Source organism: Streptosporangium saharense, assembly GCF_014203715.1.
Lineage (GTDB): Bacteria > Actinomycetota > Actinomycetes > Streptosporangiales > Streptosporangiaceae > Streptosporangium > Streptosporangium saharense.
This window is the reverse complement of the sequence record NZ_JACHJP010000008.1, coordinates 201,004-221,964: the sequence shown is the minus strand read 5'-3', so window position 1 is coordinate 221,964 and position 20,961 is coordinate 201,004. Positions and strand designations below refer to the sequence as shown.

Genomic DNA, 20,961 nt, shown 5'->3' with positions numbered 1-20,961 from the left:
CCCGAGAGAGGGACCCCCCATGAAGATCATCCGTCAGCACGCCTACGGCGCCCCCGAGGTGCTGGAGCTGGAGGACCTCGAACTGCCCGCCCCCGGCCTCGGCGAGGTGTTGCTGCGCACCCACGCGGCCGCCGTCACCTTCTTCGACATCCTCAACCGCCGAGGTGACCTCGCCAGGCGCGACTACTACAAGGCCGACGCGGCGCTGCCGCTCGAACCCGGCTACCAGGGGTCCGGCTACGTCGAGGCGCTCGGCCCCGACGTGACCGGCGTCGAGGTCGGCGACCGGGTCGCCTGGGCTCTGGCGGCCGGGTCGTACGCGTCGCACGTCATCGCCCCGGCCGCCCAGCTGATCCCGGTGCCGGACGACATCGGTCTCGACGAGGCCGCGGGGCTGCCGGTGCAGGGGCTGCTGGCCTACAAGCTGACCCACGAGGCCTACCCGCTGTCCGAGGGCGACTGGGCGCTGGTGCAGTCGGCGGCCGGTGGTGTGGGCACGCTGATCACCCAGTTCGCCGGGATGCGCGGCGCCAGGGTCATCGGGGTGGTGTCCAGCGAGGAGAAGGCCCCCGTCGCCAAGGAGGCCGGGGCCGAGGAGGTGATCGTCTCGACCACCACCGCCGACCTGCCCGCCGAGGTCAGGCGGATCACCGGCGGCAAGGGCGTCCAGGTGGTCTACGACGCGGTCGGCAAGGACACCTTCGCCGACAACCTGGACAGCCTCGCCTCGCGCGGTTACCTCGTCAACTTCGGTCAGGCGAGCGGCTTCGTCCCGCCGCTGGACCTGATGACGCTCAACGACAAGGGCTCGCTCTACGTCACCCGTTTCTGCCTGCCCCACTTCTTCGACGAGTCCTGGCCGCCGCTGGACTTCCTGGCGCGGGCCTTCCAGTGGATGCGCGAGGGAAAGCTGTCCGTCCGTATCGACTCGCGCTACCCGCTGGCCCAGGCCGCCGAGGCGCACGCCGCCGTCGAGCAGCGCCGTACCAGCGGACGTGTTCTGCTCATCCCGTGAACCCCTATTACCCCTGACATTCGGCCGGAACTCCTTTTCGCATTAAGTGCACGGACCAGGAAGGTTAGACTCCGCGATATGGGTGACACGAGCACGATTTCCGTTGCGCGCGCCACGATCGACAAATTCACCGACGCGTCATCCGGGGAACTCGACAGCGCATTCCGCCGCCTCACCGCGGAATTCTGGGAGGACGGTTCCGTCCGCCCCGAGGCGCTCTCCGACATTCCCGCCCTGCTGGATCTTCTCGGCGCCGTTCCTCCCAGGAAGCAGGCCAAACTGGCCGTGCTGCTCGGGCTGCTCGCCGAGGCCGACTCCCCCGGTCACCCCGCCGTCAGGAAGGGCCTGGACCTCTACCTGCGGCTGCTGGGAGATGGACAGAAGGATCCGGGCCGTGAGGCCGCCCTGGTCTTCCTGCTGGCCCACTTCCCCGAGGACCGCGAGCCGATCCTCGCCGCCGTGGCCACGGCCGGTCTGGACGAGGACGACCTCTCCCGGCTGACCCGCTGCCTCCAGCCGTACGAGACCGCCGACGCCGCCACCCGGTGGAACCTCGGCCGGGTCTTCCCCTCCCCCGCCGTGTGGGGCCTGACCGAGGAGGAGCGGGCCGCCAACCCCGCCCTTGAGGAGTGGCTCGGCCTGCCCGAGGGACGCGGCGCCGGGCTGTGGGCGACCGAGACCCGCGCCCTGCTCGCCTACGCGGGTGCCAAGGCCCTGTGGTCCGCCGAGTACGGCCCCGCCGTCTCACCGTTCGTGACGGCCGTCCCGGGCGAAGCGGAGCGCACGACGGGACCGGCCGACGGCTCCGACGTCTTCCGTGGCCACGCCGCCGCCTTCCGCTGCCCGAGCTGCCTCGGCCCGCTGTCCGACGGCACCAAGAGCACCGATAGCCCCGACTGTGACGGCTGCGGGGCCTCGTTCCCGGTGCGGGACGGGCTGCTGGACTTCCACGACGAGCCGTCAGGCCCGAGTGACCCGCTGCTGGCCGGGCGGTACGAGCGTGGCCTGCGGGCCGGTTTCGTCCGCATCATGGGCGCCAACTGGGGCGGCTGGGTGTCGCTCGACGACGAGGACGACTACCTGACCGAGCACGTCAGGCCGGTCGAGGGGCCGCTGCTCGACCTGGCGGCGGGCGCCGGCCGCTGGACCAGGGTGCTCACCCGCTCGCTGGGTGAGGACCGGGTGGTGGCGCTCGACCTCTCCGCCGAGATGCTGGCCCAGCTGCGGGCCAAGCTGGGCGGGGTGCTCACCGTCCGGGGCAGCGCACTGAAGCTGCCGTTCGGCGACGCCACCCTGGGCGGGGTGAACTGCTGGAACGCACTGCAGGCCATCCCCGAGCCGGAGCGGGCGATCCAGGAGGTCGGCCGCTGCCTGCGCCCCGGCGGCACCTTCACCGTGCTGACCTTCCGCCAGGCGTCCGACCCGCTCTACCGCCACTTCCAGCGCCGCCTTGAGCGCCAGGCCCACCGGGGCTCCTTCGACCCGGAGCAGCTCACCGGCTGGCTGGCCGAGGCGGGCATGGCCGTACGCGATCTCTCAGGACCGGGGAACTTCCTGTTCCTCACCGCCGTCAAAGAATAGTCTCCGCCGATTTCCCCCCACGAGGAGATGCCGTGCCCGTCATTCCCGATCCTTCCCAGACCTACATTCCGGGAATGGACAACAAAGTCGTCTTCCTGAAGAACCTCATCACCTCCCCGCTGATCGAGGTCGGGGAGTACACCTATTACGCCGACGTCGACGACCCGGCCGCGTTCGAGGCCAGGAACGTTCTCTACAATTTCGGCCCCGAGAAACTCGTCATCGGGAAGTACTGCGCGATCGGCACCGGAACCCAGTTCATCATGCCCGCCGCGAACCACCCGATGATCGGGTCCACCACCTACCCGTTCTTCATGTTCGGCGGCGACTGGACCCAGCAGACCATCGACGCGCTGGCCACCGTCACCAGCCGGGGCGACACCGTCGTCGGCAACGACGTGTGGATCGGCCGTGAGGCCGTGATCATGCCGGGCGTGAAGATCGGCGACGGCGCTATCATCGGCACCCGTGCCGTGGTCACCTCCGACGTTCCCGCCTACGGCGTGGTCGGCGGCAACCCCGGAAAGCTCATCAAGAAGCGCTTCGAGGAAGCGGACATCGACCGGCTCGCCAGGATCGCCTGGTGGGACTGGCCGGTCGGGGCCGTCACCGAGCACGTCCGCACCATCTTCACCGGCTCCCCCGCCGAACTGGAACTCGTCGCCAAGGAAGCCGGCCTGCTCGGCTGACGTCCCCCGATCCCGCGGCCGGTACGTCCGCAGGCGTACCGGCCGCGTCCCCGCACAGCACCACTCATATCTCCCTGAATGGAGTAGCACCGTGGAAGCCGCAGTCCTTCACACCCTCGGCAAGCCGCCTCGTTTCGAGCAGTTCCCCGACCCGGTCGCCGGGGAGGGTGAGGTGCTGGTCAAGGTCCTCGCGGCCGCGCTGAACCCGTCCACCAAGGCGGTCGCGGGCGGCGGCCACTTCGCCAGCTCGGAGAACCTTCCCGCGGTTGTCGGTCTGGACGGTGCCGGTCTGCTGGAGGACGGCAGCCGGGTGTTCTTCGGCGGGCCGCGCAAGCCGTACGGCTCGTTCGCCCAGACGACCGTCGTGCCGGTGCACCTCGCCTGGCCGGTTCCCGAGGGCGTGGACGACCTGACCGCGGCGGCGCTGCCCAACCCGGCGCTGTCCTCGTGGATCCCGCTTGAGCACAGCGCCAAGCTGCAGGCCGGGGAGACCGTGCTGGTGCTGGGCGCCACCGGCGAGTCGGGCAGGCTGGCGATCCAGATCGCCAAGCACCTGGGCGCCGGGCGGGTGGTGGCCGCGGGCCGCAACCAGGCGGTCCTGGACACCCTGGGTGAGCTGGGCGCGGACGCGACAGTCTCGCTGAACGGCACCCAGGAGGAGATCACGGAGGCGTTCGTCGCGGCGGGCGGCGACACGGGCTACGACGTGATCCTCGACTACGTGTGGGGCAAGCCGACCGAGGCGCTGCTCGCCGCCATCTCCCGCAAGGACTTCCACCTGCAGTCGTCCGGGCCGCGCCTGTTGCAGATCGGCGAGTCCGCGGGGGCGACCATCGAGCTGGCGGCCGGTACGGTCCGCAGCGCGGGCCTGACCATCGTCGGCGGTGGCTTCCCGCCGCCCAAGGTCTTCCTCGACATGTTCAACCGGCTGCTGGCCGGCGCCGCCGCGGGTGAGATCAAGATCGACACCCAGGCCGTGCCGCTGGCCGACATCGAGGAGGCGTGGCAGTCCGAGGACAAGAGCAAGCGCCTGGTGATCGTCCCGTAGAACAGGTCATAAAAGAGCCGCCCCCGGCGAACCGGGGGCGGCTCTCTGGTTTCAGGTGCAGGTCCACTCGGGTTCGCGCTTCTCCACGAAGGCGAGCGGCCCCTCAAGGGCGTCCCTGCTGTGCATCCGGCGCTCCTCCCACACGTGGCGGGTGGCGAAGGACCGTTCGAGCGGGGTGGTGACGGCCTGGGCGGCCGCTTCTTTGATGGCGCGGACGGACAGCGGGGCGCAGCGCAGGATGTCGCGCACCCAGCCGTCCACGCAGGCGTCCAGTTCCCCGGCCGGGACGACGTCGTTGACGAGTCCGTACTCCAGGGCCCTGCGGGCGGTCAGGCGGCGGCCGGTCATCAGGTGGCCGAGCGCGGCCCGGTACGGCAGTTGCTGGGCCAGCCGGAACACCCCGCCCGCGCCCGCGACGAGGCCGAGCTTCGCCTCGGGCAGCGCGAAGACCGCGTCCTCGGCGGCGACGATGATGTCGCAGGCGAGCGCCAGCTCGAAGCCGCCGCCCATGGCGAAGCCCTGGACCCTGGCGATGACCGGCTTGGCGAAGGCGAACCGCTCGGTCAGCCGGGGATAGCCCGGTCTGCCCCGGCTGCCGAAGGTGGACAGGGACGTGCCCGCCCGCACCCGTTCGGCCAGCTCCTTGAGGTCCTGGCCGACGGAGAAGGCCCGCTCCCCGGCGCCCGCGAGCACCACCACCCAGACGTCGTCGTCGGCCTCGATCTCGTCCCAGACCCCGCGCAGCTCCTCGTGCATCCGCAGGTCCATGGCGTTGAGCACCTCGGGCCGGTCGAGGGTGACGTAACCCACCCGGCCCTTCTTCACGTACCGCAGGCGGGTCAGCTCTCCGGCCATCAGAACGGATACCTCGCCGGGGTCTCGCGGACAGTCAGCCACTGCCACTGGGTGTACTCGTCCCAACTGTGCTCGGAGCCGTGCCGGGTGCCGTTGCCCGAGGCGCCACGGCCGCCGAAGGGCACGTGGGACTCGTCGTTGACGGTCTGGTCGTTGACGTGCACCATGCCGGTGCGCAGCCGGTCGGCGATGGCCAGGCCACGCCGTACAGAACCCGTCTGGATGGCGGCGGACAGGCCGTAGGCGGTGCGGTTGGCGAGCGCGACGGCCTCGTCGTCGTCGGCGACCACGGTGACCGGGGCGACCGGGCCGAAGATCTCCTCGGTGAAGGCCGGCATGTCCGGGGTGACCCCGGCCAGCACGGTCGGCTCGTAGAAGGGACCGCGGCGCACTCCTCCGGCCAGGAGCCTGGCCCCGGCCTCGACGGACTCCCCGACGATCCGCTCGATCCGGTCGAGTTGCCCGCCGTCGATGACGGGGCCGAGATCGACCTGCTCGCGGAAGGGGTCGCCGACGCGCAGCTTCCCGGCGCGTTCGACGAGCAGTTCGAGGTAGCGGTCGGCGACGGCGCGGTGCACCAGGTGACGGCCGGAGGCCATGCAGATCTGGCCCTGGTGGAAGAAGGAGCCCCAGGCACCGGCCGAGGCGGCGGCCTCCAGGTCGGCGTCGTCGAGCACGATCAGCGGGCTGTTGCCGCCGAGTTCGAGCGAGACCCGCTTGAGCATGCCCCCGGCGACCGCGCCGATCCTGCGGCCGACGGCTGTCGAGCCGGTGAAGGCGATCATCGCCACGTCGGGGTGCTCCACCAGGGTCTGTCCCGGTACGGCGCCGCCCGGCAGGACGCGCAGCACCCCCTCGGGCAGCCCGGCCTCCTCGAAGATCCGGGCGAGGACCCGGCCCCCGGAGAGCGGGGTGCGCACGTCGGGTTTGAGGACGACGGTGTTGCCGAGGGCCAGGGCGGGGGCGACGGCGCGGGTGGCCAGCAGCAGCGGCACGTTCCACGGGCTGATCACGCCGACCACGCCGAGCGGCAGCCGCCGGGCGTGGCTCTCCCTGCCCGGCTCGGCGGCCAGGAGGTGGCCCTGCGGGCGGGTGGGCAGCGCGGCGGCCGCCCACAGTTCGTCCAGGACGGCGCCGACCTCGTGCTCCGCCTTGCCCCGGATCGCCCCGCCCTCGCGGACCAGCAGGTCCGCGACCTCGGCGCGGTGCCGTTCCAGCGCGGCCGCTGCCCTGCGCAGTACGGCTGCCCGCCCGGTCGGCGGCGTCGCCGCCCAGGAGGGCTGTGCCTCCCGGGCGACGTCCACGGCGGCGGCGATGTCGGCGGGGCTCGCCAGCGTGACGACCGCGAGCGGCAGTCCGGTGGCGGGCTCCCGCACCTGGAGTCGGTCACCGGAGAGCTCGGGGTCGGGCCCGGCGTCCAACTGGATCAGACCGCTCATCGCGGCCACCTCCTTGTGACGTGTGAGTCGATCAGGTCGCGCCGGGCGCGGGCCTGGGCGCGTGTCCCCTGATGGGGACGTCGATCAGCAGGGGCCGTGTCCGCAGCGCGGACTCGGCGACGACCTCGGTGAGTTCCTTCGGATCGGTGACGCGGACGGCCTCGACGCCGAAGAACGCGGCGGCCTCCCGGAAGTCCAGGCGGTGCCGGTCGTCGGCGGGGGTGAGGTCGAGGCCGACGTAGTTGCCGGTGTCGGTCGAGCGGCTGTTCCCCCAGCCGTCCAGGGTCTCCTTGAGGGTGCGGTACTCGCCGTTGTTCATCACCACGAAGGTCACCGGCACCCCGAAGTGCCCGGCCGCCCACAGCCCCTGGAGGCCGAACATGGCGCAGCCGTCCCCGAGGACGGCGACCACGGGCCGGTCGGGGTCGCCCATCCGGCGGCCGATGGCGGCGCCGATGCCCCAGCCGAGGCCACCGCCGACGGTGTGCACGTACGACCCCGGCCGGTCCTGGCGGAGCACCTCGCGCAGCCGCAGCCCGGTGGTGATGGCCTCCTCGACCACGACCGCGTCCCCGGGCAGTCCCTGGGCCACCGCGTGGGCGGCGGCCAGCGGGTCGAGGGGGGCGGTGCCGTACACGGCGAGGGCGGCGCTCTCGACGGCGGCGCGCTTCTCCTCGGCCCGCGCGGCAGCGGCGGCGATCCGTTTTTTAACAGACGGAACGCCTCCCGCAAGTTCGGCGGTGAGGCCCGCGAGACTGGGACGCAGGGCGCCGTGCAGGCCGAGCCGTACCCCGAAGTTGCGGCCAAGCTCGGCGGGGTCGGCGTCGAGCTGGAGCACGACGGTGTTCTCCGGGATCGGGGAGCCCGGGGTGTAGTGGTGGGCCATGAAGGCGTGGGTGCCGACGATCAGGACGGTGTCGTGCTCGGCGAGGGTCCGCCGGATCGCGGTGTAGGTGGGCATCAGCATGCCGCCGTACAGCGGGTGGGTGGTGGGGAAGTCGAGGTTGTCGTACATCGGCTGGTGGTAGGTCACCGCGCCGAGCGCCTCGGCCAGCGCGACCAGCTCGGCGACCGCGCCGTCACGGCCTACGGCGTCACCCGCGACGATCGCCGGACGTTCCGCCTCGGCCAGCAGCCTGGCCGCGGCGGCGAGTTCGGTCGCCGGTCCCTGCGGGGTCACGACGGTACGGCCCGGCAGCTCGACCTGGGTGTCCTCGGCGAGCAGGTCCATCGGGATGGACAGGAAGACCGGCCCGGCCGGGGTGCGCCGGGCGGCGGCGAAGGCACGGGTGAGCATCAGCGGCAGGTCGTGGGCGTGCTGGACGTCGAAGGTCTCCTTGACCGCCGCGGCGGCCAGGCCGACCAGGTCGCCGGAGAGCATCGGGTCGTTGGCCAGGTGACGCCGGTCCTGCTGACCCGCGGTGACGACCATCGGGGTGCGGGAACGGCCCGCGTTGAGCAGCCCGACCAGGCCGTTGGCCAGGCCCGCCGCGATGTGCAGGCTGACGAATGCGGTCCGGCCCGTGGCGCGGGCCCAGCCGTCGGCCATGGCGACGACCGACCCCTCGTGGGCGCCGAGCACGTATTCGATGTCCCCGGCCTCGGCGAGCGCGTCGGTGAAGGGCAGCTCACTGGTGCCGGGGTTGCCGAAGACGGTGGTGACGCCCTCGGCCCTGAGAATCTCCAGCATCGCCTCGATGGGTTTCACCCGGTTACCTCCACGGGACGGCGGTCGCGGGTCCATGACCTGCCCACCTTGGCGATCACGTCCTGGCTGTAGATCCGCAGGGCTTGTTGGAAGGCGAATTCGGAGAGGTAGTGACGGAAGGTTTCCACGGGCTCCTCCGCGTGGTGCAGCATGTGACGGTTGGCGACGACGGCGGAGTTGGCGAGACGGTGGGCGGCGGCTTCTACGGCGGCGTCCATCGCCTTGGGGTCGACCACCTCGTCGAACAGAGCCCTGGCGTCGGGCTCGTTGGCCCAGATCTTACGCCCCGACAAAATCACCTGGCGGGCGCCCCTGGCACCGAGGAACCGGACGAGACGCAGGTTGCCGAGACCGGGGACGATGCCCTCGTCGGCGGCGGGCAGGCTGAACCAGCTGTCGGCGGCGGCGATCACGTGGTCGAAGACCAGCAAGAGCTGCGCTCCGCCGCCGATGGCGAAGGAGTCCACGGCGGCCACCCACGGCTTCTCCAGGGTGCGCTGCGGCCACGCCTCCTCCTCATCGAGGAGCAGGCCACGGTAGAGCTTGCTGATGTAGCCGAGTTCGCGGCGCATCAGGAAGTCGACGTAGCCGATGCCGCCCTCGTGCAGCTCGGTGAGGTTGATCCCGGCGCTGAACACCCGCCGCCCCAGGTAGCGCGGGTGGGTCATCGGGGCGCCGCGCACCACGCCCGCCGTGGTCTCCGGGTCGAGCAGGGCCAGGTCTACGGCGGTCTCCATGTCCTCGACGTGGGCCCTGGTCTCGGCGTTCAGGCAGTGCTCGTTGTGGATGGTCAGGTGGGCGACGCCGTCCCGGCGCTCGATCCTGACCACCCCGAGGTCGGCCTCGCCCGTGCGGCTGAACTCCGGGAGCAGGCTCAGTGCCCGCTCGGTCGGGCGGAGCATCGCGTCGATCAGGTGCCTGCCCGACTCGGGGTGGGCGAGTACGGCCTGCAGGAAGATGCCCTGGTCGATCTCCAGGCCCTGCTTGTCGGCCTGGCGCAGCCCCTCCTCCGCGGCCAGTTGCTCCTGACCGGGAACGAGGTCGGGGAAGGCCACCCCCGCCCGGCGCAGCAGTTCCTCGATCCGCAGATGACGGGTGCGCCCCTCGGTGAGCTCGCCGTACAACTCGCCGACGTGCTCGCGCAGGAAGCGCTGCCTGGCGAGCCTGGCCTGCGGCGTGGTGTCCACTTTCCCGATGGTCTCCGGGGCGGCGAAGGAAAGGTTCACGGCGATTACTCCCTCGGGGTCAGGCGCGGTCGGCGGACTGGTGGCGGAGCGTCCGGTCGCAGGCGGCCAGGTGGGCGCCGAGCGACTCCTCGTAGCTGGTGGTGACGGCGTCGAGCAGCAGGCGGCGGCGGATCGCCAGCTCGCCGCCGATCATGCCGCTGAGCAGCTCGGCGGCACTCAGGATGGCGTCGCTGATGCCCGCCCGGTCCACGGCGACGTGGTCGAACAGCCCCAGCTCGACGCCCTCCCTCGCGGTGACCTCCGTACCGAAAAGGACCAGGCGGCGGGCGCGGGCGACACCCAACTGCTGAGCCAGGCGGTGTACGGCCATGCCGGGCCAGAGCCGTCCCGAGGTGACCGCGGCGCTCAGCCGGACGTCGGCGGTGACGATCCTGTGGTCGGCGGCGAGCAGGATGTCCAGGGCCGGGCCCGCGCACTCGCCGCTGGCGACCGCGACGACCCCGGCCGGGGAGCGCTCAAGACGACGCAGCGCCTGCTCCCACTTGTTGACCAGGTGGATGCCGACCTCGCCGGGCCAGGGCCGCTCGCGGACGCCGGGGGCGCCCTCGATGTGCAGGACGGCGAAGGTCGTCTTCTCGGCGTCCTCAAGCTCGTCGCAGAGCCTGGCCAACTGGCCGACGAGCTGCTCGGTCAGCGGCTCCGAGCTGTCGACGAGAACGTGGATCCCGGTCGATTCGGTACGTGTGGGAAGCAGTTCGCTGACGGACATAGAAGTCCCTCTCTCGAAAAGCGCGAAATATGTCTTTTTAATTGGTCAATAGCGGACGAGGGCGGTTTCAATGGTCGAGCCGGGGCCCATTGTCATGAAGATTCCGTGGTCGCCCGGTTGGACGCGTCCCTCGGCCATCAGCCGTTCGTAGGAGAACAGGAAGGAACCGCTGGAGAGGTTTCCGTAGTCCCGCAGCACCCCGCTGGTGTGCCGGACGTCGTGCCTGGTCAGTCCGAGGTTGATCTGGACCGAGTCGATGACCTTCTTGCCGCCGGAGTGGATGATCCAGTGCGCGATGTCGCTGCGCCGTACCCCGGTGTCCGCCAGCAGCCGCCCGATGATGAGCTCGGCGTGCGCGCCGACGACGTACGGCACGTCACGGTCCAGGAAGAAGCTGAACTTGCCCTGGTCCTCGTCCCAGTCGTAGCGCATCGCGTCGATGGCGTCGGGGATGATGCAGCTTGAGAACTTGAGGATGGTCGGTCCCTCGGCGCGGACGTGGCCTTCCTCCAGCAGACCGGACGGGTCCGCCATCAGGATCACCGCGGCGGCGCCGTCGCCGAACAGGCTGTTGACCACGGCGGTGCGCATGGTGCCGTCGAAGACGTACGCCGCCGAACAGGTCTCCACGCAGACCATCAGGGCCGGGCGGCCCGGGTGGGCACCGGCCCATCCCGCCACCGCGTTCAGGCCGTTGAGCCCGGCGTTGCACCCCATGCCGACCACGTCGAGCCTGCTGGTGTGGACGCTGAGCCCCAGCTCCTTGATCAGGTGCGCGGACAGGCCGGGGGTGAGCAGACCGGTGGTGGTGACGCAGCAGATGTAGCCGATCTCGGAGAGGTCGAGACCGGTGCGCGCCACACACTCGCGGACCGCCCGCGCCCCCATCTCCACACTCGACGTCCTGTGCTTGCGCAGCAGCTCACCCTGGGTCTCCACCCGCCGCCCACCACCCGGCTCCTCGGGCGGGAGGGTCAGGAAACGCCGGTCGATCGCACTGTTCATGAAGAGCGACCTGATGCGCCTGTCGGTTATCCCGAATATGTCGAGGAGTTCGCTCTGCGCATAGGAGTGCGGCGGGGTCGCGGTGGCGATGCCAACGATCCGGGGCAGGACCCTGTTCCGTTTCTCGAGCGGCGACGCTTCCGTTTCCGACAGGGTCAGAGTCATTTCGTCCCCCCCTTTCTTGGAATTCCGGTCGTGGACGACCGACAAATGCATTCCAACAGACCCATCCACCACCAGACCACCCCGCCCCACCCCCAAAACGACCCCAGCCCCACCCCTCTCTTCGACCCCTTCACACAGCCCTCACAGTGAGGCGCCCACCCTCCCGGGTGCCACCGAACAGGCCGCGCGGCTCCCGGAACGCATCTGAACTCTGCGGTGCCTGGGCGGGGAGGCCTTCCGAGGCCCGACCCGCGTGGTCATAAGCGGCGGGTACGGCCTCGACCGCTCGGTAGGCCGCTGCTGTTTCTCCGGCCTTGGAGTACCGTCGGCGACGATTTCCCGCTGCCTGCCAAGCTCACCGTGACCGCAATCACCGGCGGCGAGGGGTACTCAACCGTCCCGGACCTGTGCACACTCAACGTCGACATCCGCCTCACCCCCGCCCTGGACGACCAAGCCTCCGAGGACCTGCTACACGGCTACGCCACGTGACCCGGCACCCAGCGGAGCCTGTCCGTCGTCACGGAGGCGGACAGATTCGTGGCAGAGGCCCTGCGCCGATGAGGACAGCGAGTGCTGCCACGTCAACCGGCCGCGTCGTGTCGACGCGATACACCGTTCCGAGAGAGAGCGGTTCGGCGTCTCGTGCCCACCGCCGCCAGTCCTCGTCGGAGGAGCCACCGCTGTCGGCGTGGACGGCATGCCGGTCGGTCAGGCGGGCGGCAAAGCGGTCCCGCGCGACCCGCACCGGCACCTCGCACCACACCTCACGCACATCGGCCACCTCTACCCCCGCGCGCTGAAGGCCCGCGACCACGACGGCCCGTAGCGAAGCCAGCCAGGGGCTTTCCAGCACCGCGTGCCCCCGGGCCTCGGCCAGCAGCGTCCACAGTGTCTCCCCGGCGGCCCGGCCAAGGAGGCTGCCCCACTGCCCAGCAGGACAGTCACCGGGCCGGACCGCGCCGAGGTTCTCCGCCAGGGTCTCCTTGATCGCGTCCTTGCTGAACAGGGGAAGCCCCAACTCGGCGGCCAGAGCCCTGGCAAGCGTCGTCTTGCCAGACCCGGGCAGTCCGTTGACCAGTACAGCGACCACGGCCCGACCCTAACCCCCGGCCAGTTCAGGGGAGGATGCGTCCATGGGACAGAGGGAGATGGGCCGTCTTGACCCCGGAAGTACCCGGGAGCATTTCGATGAGATTCAGCCGGGCTATGACCCGGAGGATCACAGGCAGCGAACTCTCCGGCAGGCCGCGTCGGCCGGATTCGAGGCGGTGGCGGCGCGGGAGAACGGGGTGCTGGTCGGATTCGCCTACGGCCTGCCGATCTCCGCGCGCTCGACGCGGTGGGACGGGCTTCGGCCCGTGGCGTTACGCGGTCAACCCGAGAAAATCCTGAACAGCACGGATGTGCCGGTGAGTACGTAGCTGATCGCGGAGTTCGGTCAGGGTGCTGGAGCTCAGCGCGGAGTCCACCCCGCTCATGTGTTCCAGAACCTGGTGGGCGCTCTCCAAAGCGGCGTCGATGTCGCCGAGCGCGAGATGGGCTTCGGCTCGACGCGCCAGGTAGATGGCTGTGCCTCGGGCTTCTTTCTCCGTGTCGTACGGATCATGGTGGGACATGGCGGCGTCGAAGTGCCGCAACGCCCGGTGGGGTTCGCCCAACGACAGTGCCGAACTCGCCGCGACCTGGTGCAGTTCACCGGCGGTCACCCAGTACATGGCGGGAAGGTCTTCTGAGGCCGGGCCCGCGCGGTCATAAGCGTCGAGCGCGGCATCGACTGCTCGATAGGCCGCTGCTGTTTCCCCAGCCTTGGAGTGGGCGCGGGCCTGGCGCGCGTGGAGCATGGCCAGCACACGCGGAGAGGTGATGTTCCGGGTGGAGGCCAGGGCGCCGTTGATGAGGTCGAGGGCGCCGCGCGGGTCGCCGTTGGTGTAGCGGAGGTTGGCCCAGAACGCCAGGGCACTGGCCCCGGCTGTGTCGTTGCCGGAGCTGGCTGAAGCACGGACCGCGGTGATGAAGTGTCGTTCGGCGGTCGCGGTGTGTCCGGAATCGTAGGCGCACCACCCTGCCAGCTGTGAGGCTTCAGCGGCCAAGGTGTACAGACTTCGGCCGGTGTTGTCGCTGTAGGAAGCCTCTCGAAGGATTCTGGTGATCAGGCGCAGTTCAGCGGTCGCGGCGTCGTACGCCTGACCGGAGCCGACCTGGTCATCCAAATGGCGTAACGCGTCCAACCGGGTGTCGAACAGGGTGACGACCTGCTGGCCGATACGGCGACCTGACGTACTGGTGGCGGCCGAATGCGGGGCTGTGGCCCATTGAGCGACCATGGCGGCGAGCGCGCCGCTTGACGCGACCAGGAAGCCCCGTCGATCCACTGGCCCTCCTACACTCTCCAGTGCTTGAACGGTACCCGCTGGAGTCCACGGAGATTCCAAAATGGTGTGATCGTCGTCAAACGCGAGAAAAAGCCAGTCCGGCCAACCTCGGCGCCGGACTTCCTGCGGGTCGACGCCGAGCACATCGGCCATGGCCTCTTGGACAGTGATTTCCGGTGTGATACTTCCCGAGGTCCAGCGAGAGACTTTCTCCTTGCGGGTGGCGGTTGCGCTGCCTTCCCGGGCGCGGTGCCTGTCAGAAACCCGCTTCAGGAACATGACCGCAGTCCAGCGGTTGCGATCAAGCAGCGTGGCGAGCGGATGACGGTCCACCGTGACGTTCATGCGCCCTCATTCCTGCTCCGAGGGTTGTCATTCCAGTCTGGCTCTTGGTCAGCGGGATACAAGGATCATGCCGATGGAAGGCAACGGTAGGCAACCGGAAGGCAACTCCAAGCAACGGTTGATCTCTTCTCTGTCACCGGCGTCACAGATTCACTGGCGGATGCGACCACACGACGCCTGGTGGGGGCGCTGCGAACACAGGTCGCGGTGGAACACCGCATCTCGGTCACTCAGGCTTATCGAGAAAGGAAACGGCATGACGTCACGACATGTTCTGGTCACTGGTGGTGCCGGATTCATCGGCACCCACTTGTGCGCGGCGCTGTTGAATCGGGGTGACCGGGTCACCGCACTGGACAACCTTTCGGCCGGACGCCTGACCGCTCTGGACGACCTGCTCAAGAACGACAGCTTCACCTTCCTGAAGCAGGACGTCATCGACCCGATCGACTGTGGCCGAGTGGACGCGGTCGTGCACATGGCTACTCCGGTCGGACCCGACGTCGTCCAGCAGCGTCCGATAGCCACGATGCACGCCGGTTCGATCGGCACGTTCAACGTGCTGGAGCTGGCCCAGCGGGATGACGCACGGTTCCTGCTCGTCTCCACCTCCGAAATCTACGGCGACCCTCTCGTGCATCCGCAGAGTGAGGACTACCGCGGCAACGTGTCCTCGACGGAGCCGCTGTCGTGCTACGACGAGGCCAAGCGCTTCTCCGAGGCAGCCGCGTTCGCCTACCAGCGCCAGTACGGCCTCGACATCGGCATCGTGCGGCCCTTCAACGTCTATGGGGGCGGCATGTACGACAGTGACCGGCGGGTGGTGCCCGCGTTCATTCGGAGTGCGATGGCCGGGCAGACGCTGACGCTGCACGGCGGCGGAACCCAGACTCGATCGCTGTGCTACATCGATGACTTTGTCGGTGGGATGATCGCCATGCTTGACAGCGATCAGAGCGGCCCCATCAACCTCGGCTCCGACCAGGAGGTCACCATCCGGGAGCTGGCCGAGTTGGTGGTCGAGGTGGTCGGCTCGGGCGATGTCGAGATCGTCCCTGGCCGTGCGCAGGATTCCCTGATGCGCTGCCCGGACATCAGCCGGGCCCGCGAGTTGCTCGGCTGGACTCCGACGGTGCCGCTGCGCGCGGGCATCGAGCGCACCGTCGCCTGGGCCCGTACGGCGCAGGCCGGTTGACCGCCGTGGTCGTCATCGTGATTCCCTCGGCGTGGTGTGCCGTCGGAGGAATCCAGAACCCATCGTTGCAGTGCACTGCGGAAACGGTCGGCGGCGCCATTGACTGGCTCGTCGAGGCCTACCCCGTCCTCAAGCCGCGAGTCCTGGCCGAACCGGGCCGGTTGGTGAGCTGGGTGAACCTCTACGTGGGAGAGCACGACGTTCGTGCTTTGCAGGGCCTGGACACCGTGGTGCCGACCAATAGCGAGATCGTCGTGCTACCCGCGCTGGCAGGAGGCTGACCATGACCGACACGATCGCAGAAGGCAGGGCCAACATGGTGGCCATCCCCGGCGGCCGGGTGCTGATCGGAGCGCCGGGCGCGCACCTGGACCAGGTCGGTGACGCCCAGCCGTACCCGCGGACCTGGTTCGCTGACGAGAGCCCGCGACACCCCTGCCAGGTAGCACCCTTCCTGCTGGATCGTCACCCGGTCACCAATGCCTCCTACGACCTCTTCGTCCGTGCCAGCGGCTATCGAACCGAGGCCGAACAGCGGGGGTTTGGACTGGTCTACGGCGAACACTTCTGGGAGGAACGCGCCGGAGCCTGCTGGCGGAGTCCCTCCGGAGCCGGGAGCGACCTGACCGGCCGCCAGCGGCATCCGGTGGTACACATCGCCCGCGCCGACGCTGAGGCCTACTGCGCCTGGGCAAGCAAACGCCTGCCCACCGAGGCCGAATGGGAGTACGCCGCACACGGCTCCACCTGGCGGCCCTGGCCCTGGGGAGAGGACTTCGATCCCGCGTGCGTCAACTGTGCTGAGCACTGGGCCGAACGGCTGTTGGGCGACCTGACCGACTGGCATCGCTGGTGGGCCCAGCGGCGATCCTGCCAGGGTGAGCGGCCGGCGACCACACCGGTTGGCGCGTTCCCAGGCGGCGACTCTCCCTTCGGGCTCGCTGACATGGCGGGCAACGTCGCCGAATGGATCGCCACCCCCTATCGGCTGTATGCGCCGGAAGTGAACTGCGACCCGATCCTGCGCCTCGCCCAGGGACGCTACGGTGTCCTGCGCGGTGGCGGCTGGATGAACATGCGCTGGCAGGTACGCACCACCGAACGCATCGCCTGCCATCCGTCCTACAGCACCTGGGCGACCGGGTTTCGCTGCGCGGCCGACGTGGACACGGAGCAGCTCGATTTCTCACGTTAGCCAGCGTGAGCGCCCCTAGGCTGCCGGGCATGCGCACACTCGTCACCGGCGGCGCCGGATTCATCGGCTCCCACATCGTCGATGCCCTCCTCCAACGCGGCGACACCGTCCACGTGCTCGACAACCTCTCCAGCGGCCGGACGAGCCGCCTTCCCGAGGGCCCCAGGCTCTGGGAGATCGACATCACCGACGCCGCCTCGGTCAACGCCGTGGTCGCCGAGGCGCAACCGCAGATCATCTACCACCTGGCCGCGCAGATCGACGTCCGGGCATCGGTCAGCGACCCGGCGCGTGACGCGGCCATCAACATCGGCGGCACCATCAACCTGCTGCAGGCCGCCCGCCAGGTGGACGCCAAACTCGTGTTCGCCTCCACCGGCGGCGCCCTGTACGGAATGGAGGCGCCCATCCCCTCCAACGAGCAGGTCCAACCCGCACCCGAAGCCCCGTACGGCACGGCGAAGTACTGCGCCGAGCAGTATCTCGGCCTGTTCAATCGGCTGTACGGCACCCGCCACACCGCGCTGCGGCTGGGCAACGTCTACGGACCCCGCCAGGACCCCGCAGGCGAGGCCGGCGTGGTGGCGATCTTCTCCGGCTACGCCCACACCGGCCAGCGACCCACGATCTTCGGCGACGGCACACAGACCCGCGACTACGTCTATGTCGGCGACGTCGCCGCCGCGTTCCTCGCCGCGGGCGACACCCAAGAGGGCGGGGTGTGGAACATCGGCACCGGCCAGGAGACCAGCGTCCTGGAGCTGATCAAGCACATCGGTCAGGTGGCCGGTCGCGACATCGAACCGCTCTTCGCCGCCGCCCGGCCCGGCGAACTCCAGCGCAGCGCCCTGAACGCCACCGCCGCCGAACATGACCTGGGATGGACGGCCACCACTCCCATCGAGGAAGGAATCACCCGCGTGTACACATGGGTACGCGACGGCCAGCCCGACCGGACGCTCTCCTAAGACACCTCCGCAACGTGTCCCCCGCCGCCACCGTGTGAGCGATCCCCGACACGCGCAAGGCCTCGGTACCGTGTCAGCACCGAGGCCTCACGCGGAAGCGCGGGGTCAGACGTCGAAGGCGCCGGTGTTCACACGGCCGATGAACGAGCGCCACTGGGCGGGGGTGAACGCCAGGGCCGGACCGGAAGGGTCCTTGCTGTCACGGACAGCGACGACGCCAGGGAGATTGGTGGCGACTTCCACGCATTGCCCGTTGTCGCCGCTGGCAGTGGCCTTTCTCCATGAGGCGCCGCCAAGGTCTACTTGGTCCATTTCCTGATCGCATCCTCTATCGTCTGATGGGTGACGCTTTTTGGCTGAGCATCCGCTCTGATGCTGTCATATCGCTGTTTGATGCGTGCCACGGCGTCGTGGTCGGCGGTTACCTGGCCGGACAAGACCGAATCGGCGGATACCACTTCGGAGCCGTCACGTAGTCGCGCCAGTGCGAACGCGCTCATCATGCCAGGCACACACCCTGCGGCGGTAGGAACCAGTTGGATGGTTATGCGTGGATGATGAGCCATCTCCAGCAGGTAGCGCAACTGGGCCGCCAGGACGTTGGGGCCCCCGATGGGGCGGTGTAGTACGTCTTCGTCGATGAGGGCGATGAAGGTCGGTGGGGACGGACTGTCGAAGATCGCGATCCGGCTGGTGCGAGCCTGGACGCGTTCGTCTACCTGTTCTGGGGTGGAGGTCGTCTGGAAGATCGCGCGGGCGTAGTCGGAAGTCTGCAGAATGCCCGGGATCAGCAGTGGGTCCCACGATTGCAGAATGACGGCGCGGGGCTCGATCTCCTCAACCCAGCGGGCGAACCACCCCAGTGTGGGTGATTGGGAGATCTTCGTGAACAGGGCGGCGAAGTGGCCGTCCAGGCCGAAGACGTGGTCGGCCTCCTCGGCGATGTCGAGCGTGGGCGTGCGGCGGCCGTTTTCGATGTGGCTGATGAGCGACTCATGGCAACGAATCCGACTGGCCAGGGTGGCTTGCGTCATTTTTGCGGATTTGCGGTATTCGGCCAGATCGGCGGCGAACCGGGCCCGAGGTGACATCTGGTCGCTCGTATGAGGATTCACAGACCCCTCCCTGACTGCGGATGCAAAGGGTTGTTTTCCATAACCGTACTGCGACATTAACACGACACTCAATACAAGGGAGATGCATTCCTTTGTCGGCCAGATATCGCGAAGAAAACATACCGATGGGTGGCCCGAGCCTCCATGCTTGACCTCGGCACCGTCGAAGACGACAGATGCTGCGTCTTGGTGAATGGTAGGTCGAAACTCGGATAAGTCGGTGATTTCATGCCAACGGCAACCACCACGCCTCGGCTTCTACAAGAGGCACCTGAAGTGAATCAATGGCAAATCACAACACTGTGGCGCGGCGCGCGGACGCTGCACAAGGCACAGCAAGCGGTCACGCTCTGGCTCGCCGACGGGAAACCCAAGCCGGAAGCGCCCGCTGAGCCGGTCTCGGAGCCTGTTGTGCCGGTACGGCCTGGCCGGTCGTCGTTGCCCAAGCGGGTCCGACGTTCCTTCCCTGGTACTCCCCGGTCCGGGATCTCCTGGACCAGACTGCGACGCCCCGGTCGTTCCGAGGATCGAGTACGGCCCGCAGCGAGCAAGCCGCCTCGACGCGAAGGCCGCTGCCGCCTCCCCCGCACTCATACGACCTGTCGGCCCGGCCTCCACAGGGCGGTGCTGTACGGCGCGCCCCCTTCTTTGTCTTGTCCCCCGTAGGGCAGGCCCGTCTGGCGATCACCCTGGCCAGGCATGCCTCTGATCGGATCACGGAGGTCCAGATCATGCACAACACCCCCGCTTCCACCCCGGCGATCCCGGGCTGGCGGTTGATCGTCAGTGACACCGGCCGGTACTGGGCCATCCGCAAGCGGGCCTTCCCCCGCGTCGCGTTGAGGGCCGGGGTGGAACCGGCGGTGGACGCCGACACCTTCGAGGAGGTCCAGGCCGCCGTCGCCGCGCAGGAGGAGAAGGCCCGGACCGCTGTTGAGGGGGTGTCCTCGTGACGGGACGGCACCGCGACGGCCAGCCGTACGCCTCGGTGTATCAGCGGGTCTGGGATGGCCCGGCACGGGCCGAGGCCGAACGCCTTGACCAGGTGTGGTCTGACTGGACGGTGCTCTACAGCCTGGGAAAGCGCAGCTTCTACGCCGTCGCGTCCTGGGACGGTCCTCAGGTCGTGGTGGTCGAGGACGCCACGTCGGAGGGGTTGGAGGGGCGGATGCAGGAGGCGGAGATGGCCCGGATGGTTCCGGCCGCGCCGACCCCGCACGACGGCGGGGAGAGCCCGCCCGCTGAGGGGACCACCAGGAGGCGGCGCCGGGGTGGGAGGGCGGCATGATGCCCCTGCTCAACACGACCCGTCCATACGCGGATCGAACCTGCGACACCCTGCAGACGGCCCACCCGGGTTGGCTGGTCTTCCACAACGCGCAGACCGGGTTGTGGAGCGCCTACCGACACGCCCTGTCCGGCAGGCCGGAGCCCGGCGCTGTGCTGTTGGTGCGGGCCGACTCGGCTGAGGATCTGGACCGCAAGCTGGCCGCCCAGACGCCCAGGCAGGTGTCCACTCGCCTGACCGCTCAGGCATCCCCGCTGGTGCCGCCGAGCATCCAGGCCGTCGCCGTCGCCCGTGCCCTCCAGACCCACGGCGCCCACACTATCCGCGCTGGTCGGCGGCCTGTCGGACTGCGCAGGTTGCTGCGCTCCTGAAGCCGGTACGGCGGGCGGTGGGGACCCATCCCACCCGCTGCCCGCCGTACCCCATGAACGTGCGGCCCAGTCAGGAGGGGTCTGGGCCGCACACCCTCGCAGGTGGCTCCCGCACCGAGGCGCTCGGTGTGCTGGGGAAGGGGGAGCCGCCTGGCGCACCGGTCCCGCGTCCCCACACGCGGGGCCGGTCCTCCTCCAAGGTGCCCGGCCCGTGCTCCCCGGCTCGGGGCCGGGCACCCGCCCTCTACCCGGTCCCCGCGTGGGACAACGGCACCCGCCCCATCTGAACCGGCGAGACCTCCCCATCTGAACCAGCACGACCCCCCACCTGAACCGGCGCGGCCTCCCCGCGTGAGGCGAGTTTCCTGTCCGTCTTCCGAAGTGAGACGACGATGACCGACCACGAGTACGAACAGCGCGTGATTGATGCGCTCATCAGCACCCATCCGGGCTGGCGGTACGAGGAACGTGACCTGCCCGGACTGCCTCGGTGATGGGCCACCCGCTACGCCCCGACCAGCGAAAGGCCGGGGCCAGGGATGTGCTGGGCCGTACCAGCCTGCGGCGGCTGTCCAGTGCGCTGGCCCGGCACGACGAGATCCTCCACCGGCTGCGCTACTGAGACCGGCTGCCCTGCTGAAACCGACT

At 69.4% G+C, this 20,961-nt stretch carries 23 protein-coding genes; 13 read left to right on the top strand and 10 right to left on the bottom strand.

Annotation, left to right across the window (positions count from 1 at the left end; translation table 11 throughout):
- The first annotated feature begins 19 nt into the window (after positions 1-19).
- The 4 genes from FHS44_RS30255 (at position 20) to FHS44_RS42490 (ending at position 4,333) form a co-directional block, all read left to right on the top strand.
- Positions 20-1,015: a quinone oxidoreductase family protein gene (locus FHS44_RS30255; protein ID WP_184720834.1), complete on the top strand. Its 996-nt coding sequence runs from the start codon at positions 20-22 to the stop codon at positions 1,013-1,015.
- A gap of 78 nt (positions 1,016-1,093) precedes the next feature.
- A complete protein-coding gene (locus FHS44_RS30250) occupies positions 1,094-2,596 on the top strand; it encodes a class I SAM-dependent methyltransferase (protein WP_184720831.1) in 1,503 nt (500 codons plus the stop codon).
- A 74-nt stretch (positions 2,597-2,670) separates the two neighbouring features.
- A complete protein-coding gene (locus FHS44_RS41990) occupies positions 2,671-3,285 on the top strand; it encodes a CatB-related O-acetyltransferase (RefSeq protein ID WP_184720830.1) in 615 nt (204 codons plus the stop codon).
- Positions 3,286-3,376: 91 nt separating this feature from the next.
- Complete coding sequence (locus tag FHS44_RS42490) at positions 3,377-4,333, top strand: quinone oxidoreductase family protein (protein WP_184720828.1); 957 nt, start codon at positions 3,377-3,379, stop codon at positions 4,331-4,333.
- A gap of 51 nt (positions 4,334-4,384) precedes the next feature.
- Here the strand turns inward: FHS44_RS42490 and dpgD are convergent, their stop codons facing one another.
- The 6 genes from dpgD to dpgA are packed head-to-tail and all read right to left on the bottom strand — an operon-like array spanning position 4,385 to position 11,461.
- Complete coding sequence (gene dpgD, locus FHS44_RS30235) at positions 4,385-5,188, bottom strand: enoyl-CoA-hydratase DpgD (RefSeq protein WP_184720826.1); 804 nt, start codon at positions 5,186-5,188, stop codon at positions 4,385-4,387.
- On the bottom strand, positions 5,188-6,627 hold the full coding sequence (locus tag FHS44_RS30230) for a benzaldehyde dehydrogenase (protein WP_184720824.1): 1,440 nt from the start codon (positions 6,625-6,627) through the stop codon (positions 5,188-5,190). Before FHS44_RS30230 ends, dpgD begins: the two co-directional genes overlap by 1 nt.
- 31 nt (positions 6,628-6,658) lie before the next feature.
- Positions 6,659-8,335, bottom strand: a complete 1,677-nt coding sequence (locus FHS44_RS30225; RefSeq protein ID WP_221461485.1) for a thiamine pyrophosphate-binding protein — start codon at positions 8,333-8,335, stop codon at positions 6,659-6,661.
- Positions 8,332-9,561: a (3,5-dihydroxyphenyl)acetyl-CoA 1,2-dioxygenase DpgC gene (gene dpgC, locus FHS44_RS30220; protein ID WP_312863863.1), complete on the bottom strand. Its 1,230-nt coding sequence runs from the start codon at positions 9,559-9,561 to the stop codon at positions 8,332-8,334. The genes FHS44_RS30225 and dpgC overlap by 4 nt, the downstream gene beginning before the upstream one ends.
- Before the next feature lie 19 nt (positions 9,562-9,580).
- Complete coding sequence (dpgB, locus tag FHS44_RS30215; RefSeq protein WP_184720820.1) at positions 9,581-10,291, bottom strand: enoyl-CoA-hydratase DpgB; 711 nt, start codon at positions 10,289-10,291, stop codon at positions 9,581-9,583.
- A 45-nt stretch (positions 10,292-10,336) separates the two neighbouring features.
- On the bottom strand, positions 10,337-11,461 hold the full coding sequence (gene dpgA / locus FHS44_RS30210; protein WP_184720818.1) for a 3,5-dihydroxyphenylacetyl-CoA synthase DpgA: 1,125 nt from the start codon (positions 11,459-11,461) through the stop codon (positions 10,337-10,339).
- Between the two features lie 360 nt (positions 11,462-11,821).
- Between dpgA and FHS44_RS41985 the strand changes: the two genes are divergently transcribed.
- A complete protein-coding gene (locus tag FHS44_RS41985; RefSeq protein WP_281401621.1) occupies positions 11,822-11,953 on the top strand; it encodes a hypothetical protein in 132 nt (43 codons plus the stop codon).
- 28 nt (positions 11,954-11,981) lie between these two features.
- Here the strand turns inward: FHS44_RS41985 and FHS44_RS30205 are convergent, their stop codons facing one another.
- Entirely contained in the window at positions 11,982-12,554 is a 573-nt protein-coding gene (locus FHS44_RS30205; protein WP_184720816.1) for a P-loop nucleotide/nucleoside kinase family protein, read from the bottom strand.
- A gap of 274 nt (positions 12,555-12,828) precedes the next feature.
- Positions 12,829-14,181, bottom strand: a complete 1,353-nt coding sequence (locus FHS44_RS30200; protein WP_221461484.1) for an NsdA family TPR-like regulatory protein — start codon at positions 14,179-14,181, stop codon at positions 12,829-12,831.
- A gap of 256 nt (positions 14,182-14,437) precedes the next feature.
- On the opposite strand from FHS44_RS30200, the gene FHS44_RS30195 reads away from it, so the two are divergent.
- Genes FHS44_RS30195 through FHS44_RS30180 form a run of 4 tightly spaced genes read left to right on the top strand, consistent with a single transcriptional unit; the run spans position 14,438 to position 17,539 of the window.
- Complete coding sequence (locus FHS44_RS30195) at positions 14,438-15,376, top strand: NAD-dependent epimerase/dehydratase family protein (protein WP_184720814.1); 939 nt, start codon at positions 14,438-14,440, stop codon at positions 15,374-15,376.
- A 5-nt stretch (positions 15,377-15,381) separates the two neighbouring features.
- Positions 15,382-15,657 carry a MoaD/ThiS family protein gene (locus FHS44_RS30190; protein ID WP_312863873.1) on the top strand — a complete coding sequence of 92 codons (276 nt, stop codon included), beginning with the start codon at positions 15,382-15,384 and terminating at the stop codon, positions 15,655-15,657.
- 2 nt (positions 15,658-15,659) lie between these two features.
- Positions 15,660-16,571 carry a formylglycine-generating enzyme family protein gene (locus FHS44_RS30185; protein ID WP_184720809.1) on the top strand — a complete coding sequence of 304 codons (912 nt, stop codon included), beginning with the start codon at positions 15,660-15,662 and terminating at the stop codon, positions 16,569-16,571.
- A gap of 29 nt (positions 16,572-16,600) precedes the next feature.
- Positions 16,601-17,539 (top strand): NAD-dependent epimerase/dehydratase family protein, encoded by a 939-nt coding sequence (locus FHS44_RS30180; protein ID WP_184720801.1) that lies wholly within the window; start codon positions 16,601-16,603, stop codon positions 17,537-17,539.
- 105 nt (positions 17,540-17,644) lie between these two features.
- On the opposite strand, the gene FHS44_RS30175 is transcribed toward FHS44_RS30180, so the two are convergent.
- Positions 17,645-17,851 carry a DUF397 domain-containing protein gene (locus FHS44_RS30175; RefSeq protein ID WP_184720799.1) on the bottom strand — a complete coding sequence of 69 codons (207 nt, stop codon included), beginning with the start codon at positions 17,849-17,851 and terminating at the stop codon, positions 17,645-17,647.
- Positions 17,839-18,630, bottom strand: a complete 792-nt coding sequence (locus FHS44_RS30170; RefSeq protein WP_184720797.1) for a helix-turn-helix domain-containing protein — start codon at positions 18,628-18,630, stop codon at positions 17,839-17,841. Before FHS44_RS30170 ends, FHS44_RS30175 begins: the two co-directional genes overlap by 13 nt.
- A 677-nt stretch (positions 18,631-19,307) precedes the next feature.
- Here FHS44_RS30170 and FHS44_RS30165 point away from each other — a divergent pair.
- The 4 genes from FHS44_RS30165 to FHS44_RS41980 all read left to right on the top strand — a co-directional run bounded on the left by FHS44_RS30165 (position 19,308) and on the right by FHS44_RS41980 (position 20,935).
- A complete protein-coding gene (locus FHS44_RS30165) occupies positions 19,308-19,607 on the top strand; it encodes a hypothetical protein (RefSeq protein ID WP_184720796.1) in 300 nt (99 codons plus the stop codon).
- Complete coding sequence (locus FHS44_RS30160; protein ID WP_184720794.1) at positions 19,604-19,942, top strand: hypothetical protein; 339 nt, start codon at positions 19,604-19,606, stop codon at positions 19,940-19,942. Before FHS44_RS30165 ends, FHS44_RS30160 begins: the two co-directional genes overlap by 4 nt.
- The gene (locus FHS44_RS30155; protein WP_184720792.1) at positions 19,939-20,313 is read left to right on the top strand and encodes a hypothetical protein; all 375 of its coding nucleotides are present in this window, start codon (positions 19,939-19,941) and stop codon (positions 20,311-20,313) included. The genes FHS44_RS30160 and FHS44_RS30155 overlap by 4 nt, the downstream gene beginning before the upstream one ends.
- A gap of 493 nt (positions 20,314-20,806) precedes the next feature.
- A complete protein-coding gene (locus tag FHS44_RS41980) occupies positions 20,807-20,935 on the top strand; it encodes a hypothetical protein (protein ID WP_281401620.1) in 129 nt (42 codons plus the stop codon).
- Positions 20,936-20,961 lie beyond the last annotated feature (26 nt).

What these genes read in the sequence shown, in the direction of transcription:
- FHS44_RS41980 (WP_281401620.1), top strand. Translation starts at nt 20,807, where the DNA reads ATGGGCCACCCGCTACGCCCCGACCAGCGAAAGGCCGGGGCCAGGGAT.
- FHS44_RS30200 (WP_221461484.1), bottom strand. Translation starts at nt 14,181, where the DNA reads ATGAACGTCACGGTGGACCGTCATCCGCTCGCCACGCTGCTTGATCGC.
- FHS44_RS30175 (WP_184720799.1), bottom strand. Translation starts at nt 17,851, where the DNA reads ATGGACCAAGTAGACCTTGGCGGCGCCTCATGGAGAAAGGCCACTGCC.
- FHS44_RS30185 (WP_184720809.1), top strand. Translation starts at nt 15,660, where the DNA reads ATGACCGACACGATCGCAGAAGGCAGGGCCAACATGGTGGCCATCCCC.
- FHS44_RS30180 (WP_184720801.1), top strand. Translation starts at nt 16,601, where the DNA reads ATGCGCACACTCGTCACCGGCGGCGCCGGATTCATCGGCTCCCACATC.
- FHS44_RS30250 (WP_184720831.1), top strand. Translation starts at nt 1,094, where the DNA reads ATGGGTGACACGAGCACGATTTCCGTTGCGCGCGCCACGATCGACAAA.
- dpgA (WP_184720818.1), bottom strand. Translation starts at nt 11,461, where the DNA reads ATGACTCTGACCCTGTCGGAAACGGAAGCGTCGCCGCTCGAGAAACGG.
- FHS44_RS30230 (WP_184720824.1), bottom strand. Translation starts at nt 6,627, where the DNA reads ATGAGCGGTCTGATCCAGTTGGACGCCGGGCCCGACCCCGAGCTCTCC.
- FHS44_RS30155 (WP_184720792.1), top strand. Translation starts at nt 19,939, where the DNA reads ATGATGCCCCTGCTCAACACGACCCGTCCATACGCGGATCGAACCTGC.
- FHS44_RS41990 (WP_184720830.1), top strand. Translation starts at nt 2,671, where the DNA reads ATGGACAACAAAGTCGTCTTCCTGAAGAACCTCATCACCTCCCCGCTG.
- FHS44_RS30195 (WP_184720814.1), top strand. Translation starts at nt 14,438, where the DNA reads ATGACGTCACGACATGTTCTGGTCACTGGTGGTGCCGGATTCATCGGC.
- dpgD (WP_184720826.1), bottom strand. Translation starts at nt 5,188, where the DNA reads ATGGCCGGAGAGCTGACCCGCCTGCGGTACGTGAAGAAGGGCCGGGTG.
- dpgB (WP_184720820.1), bottom strand. Translation starts at nt 10,291, where the DNA reads ATGTCCGTCAGCGAACTGCTTCCCACACGTACCGAATCGACCGGGATC.
- FHS44_RS30170 (WP_184720797.1), bottom strand. Translation starts at nt 18,630, where the DNA reads ATGTCACCTCGGGCCCGGTTCGCCGCCGATCTGGCCGAATACCGCAAA.
- FHS44_RS30255 (WP_184720834.1), top strand. Translation starts at nt 20, where the DNA reads ATGAAGATCATCCGTCAGCACGCCTACGGCGCCCCCGAGGTGCTGGAG.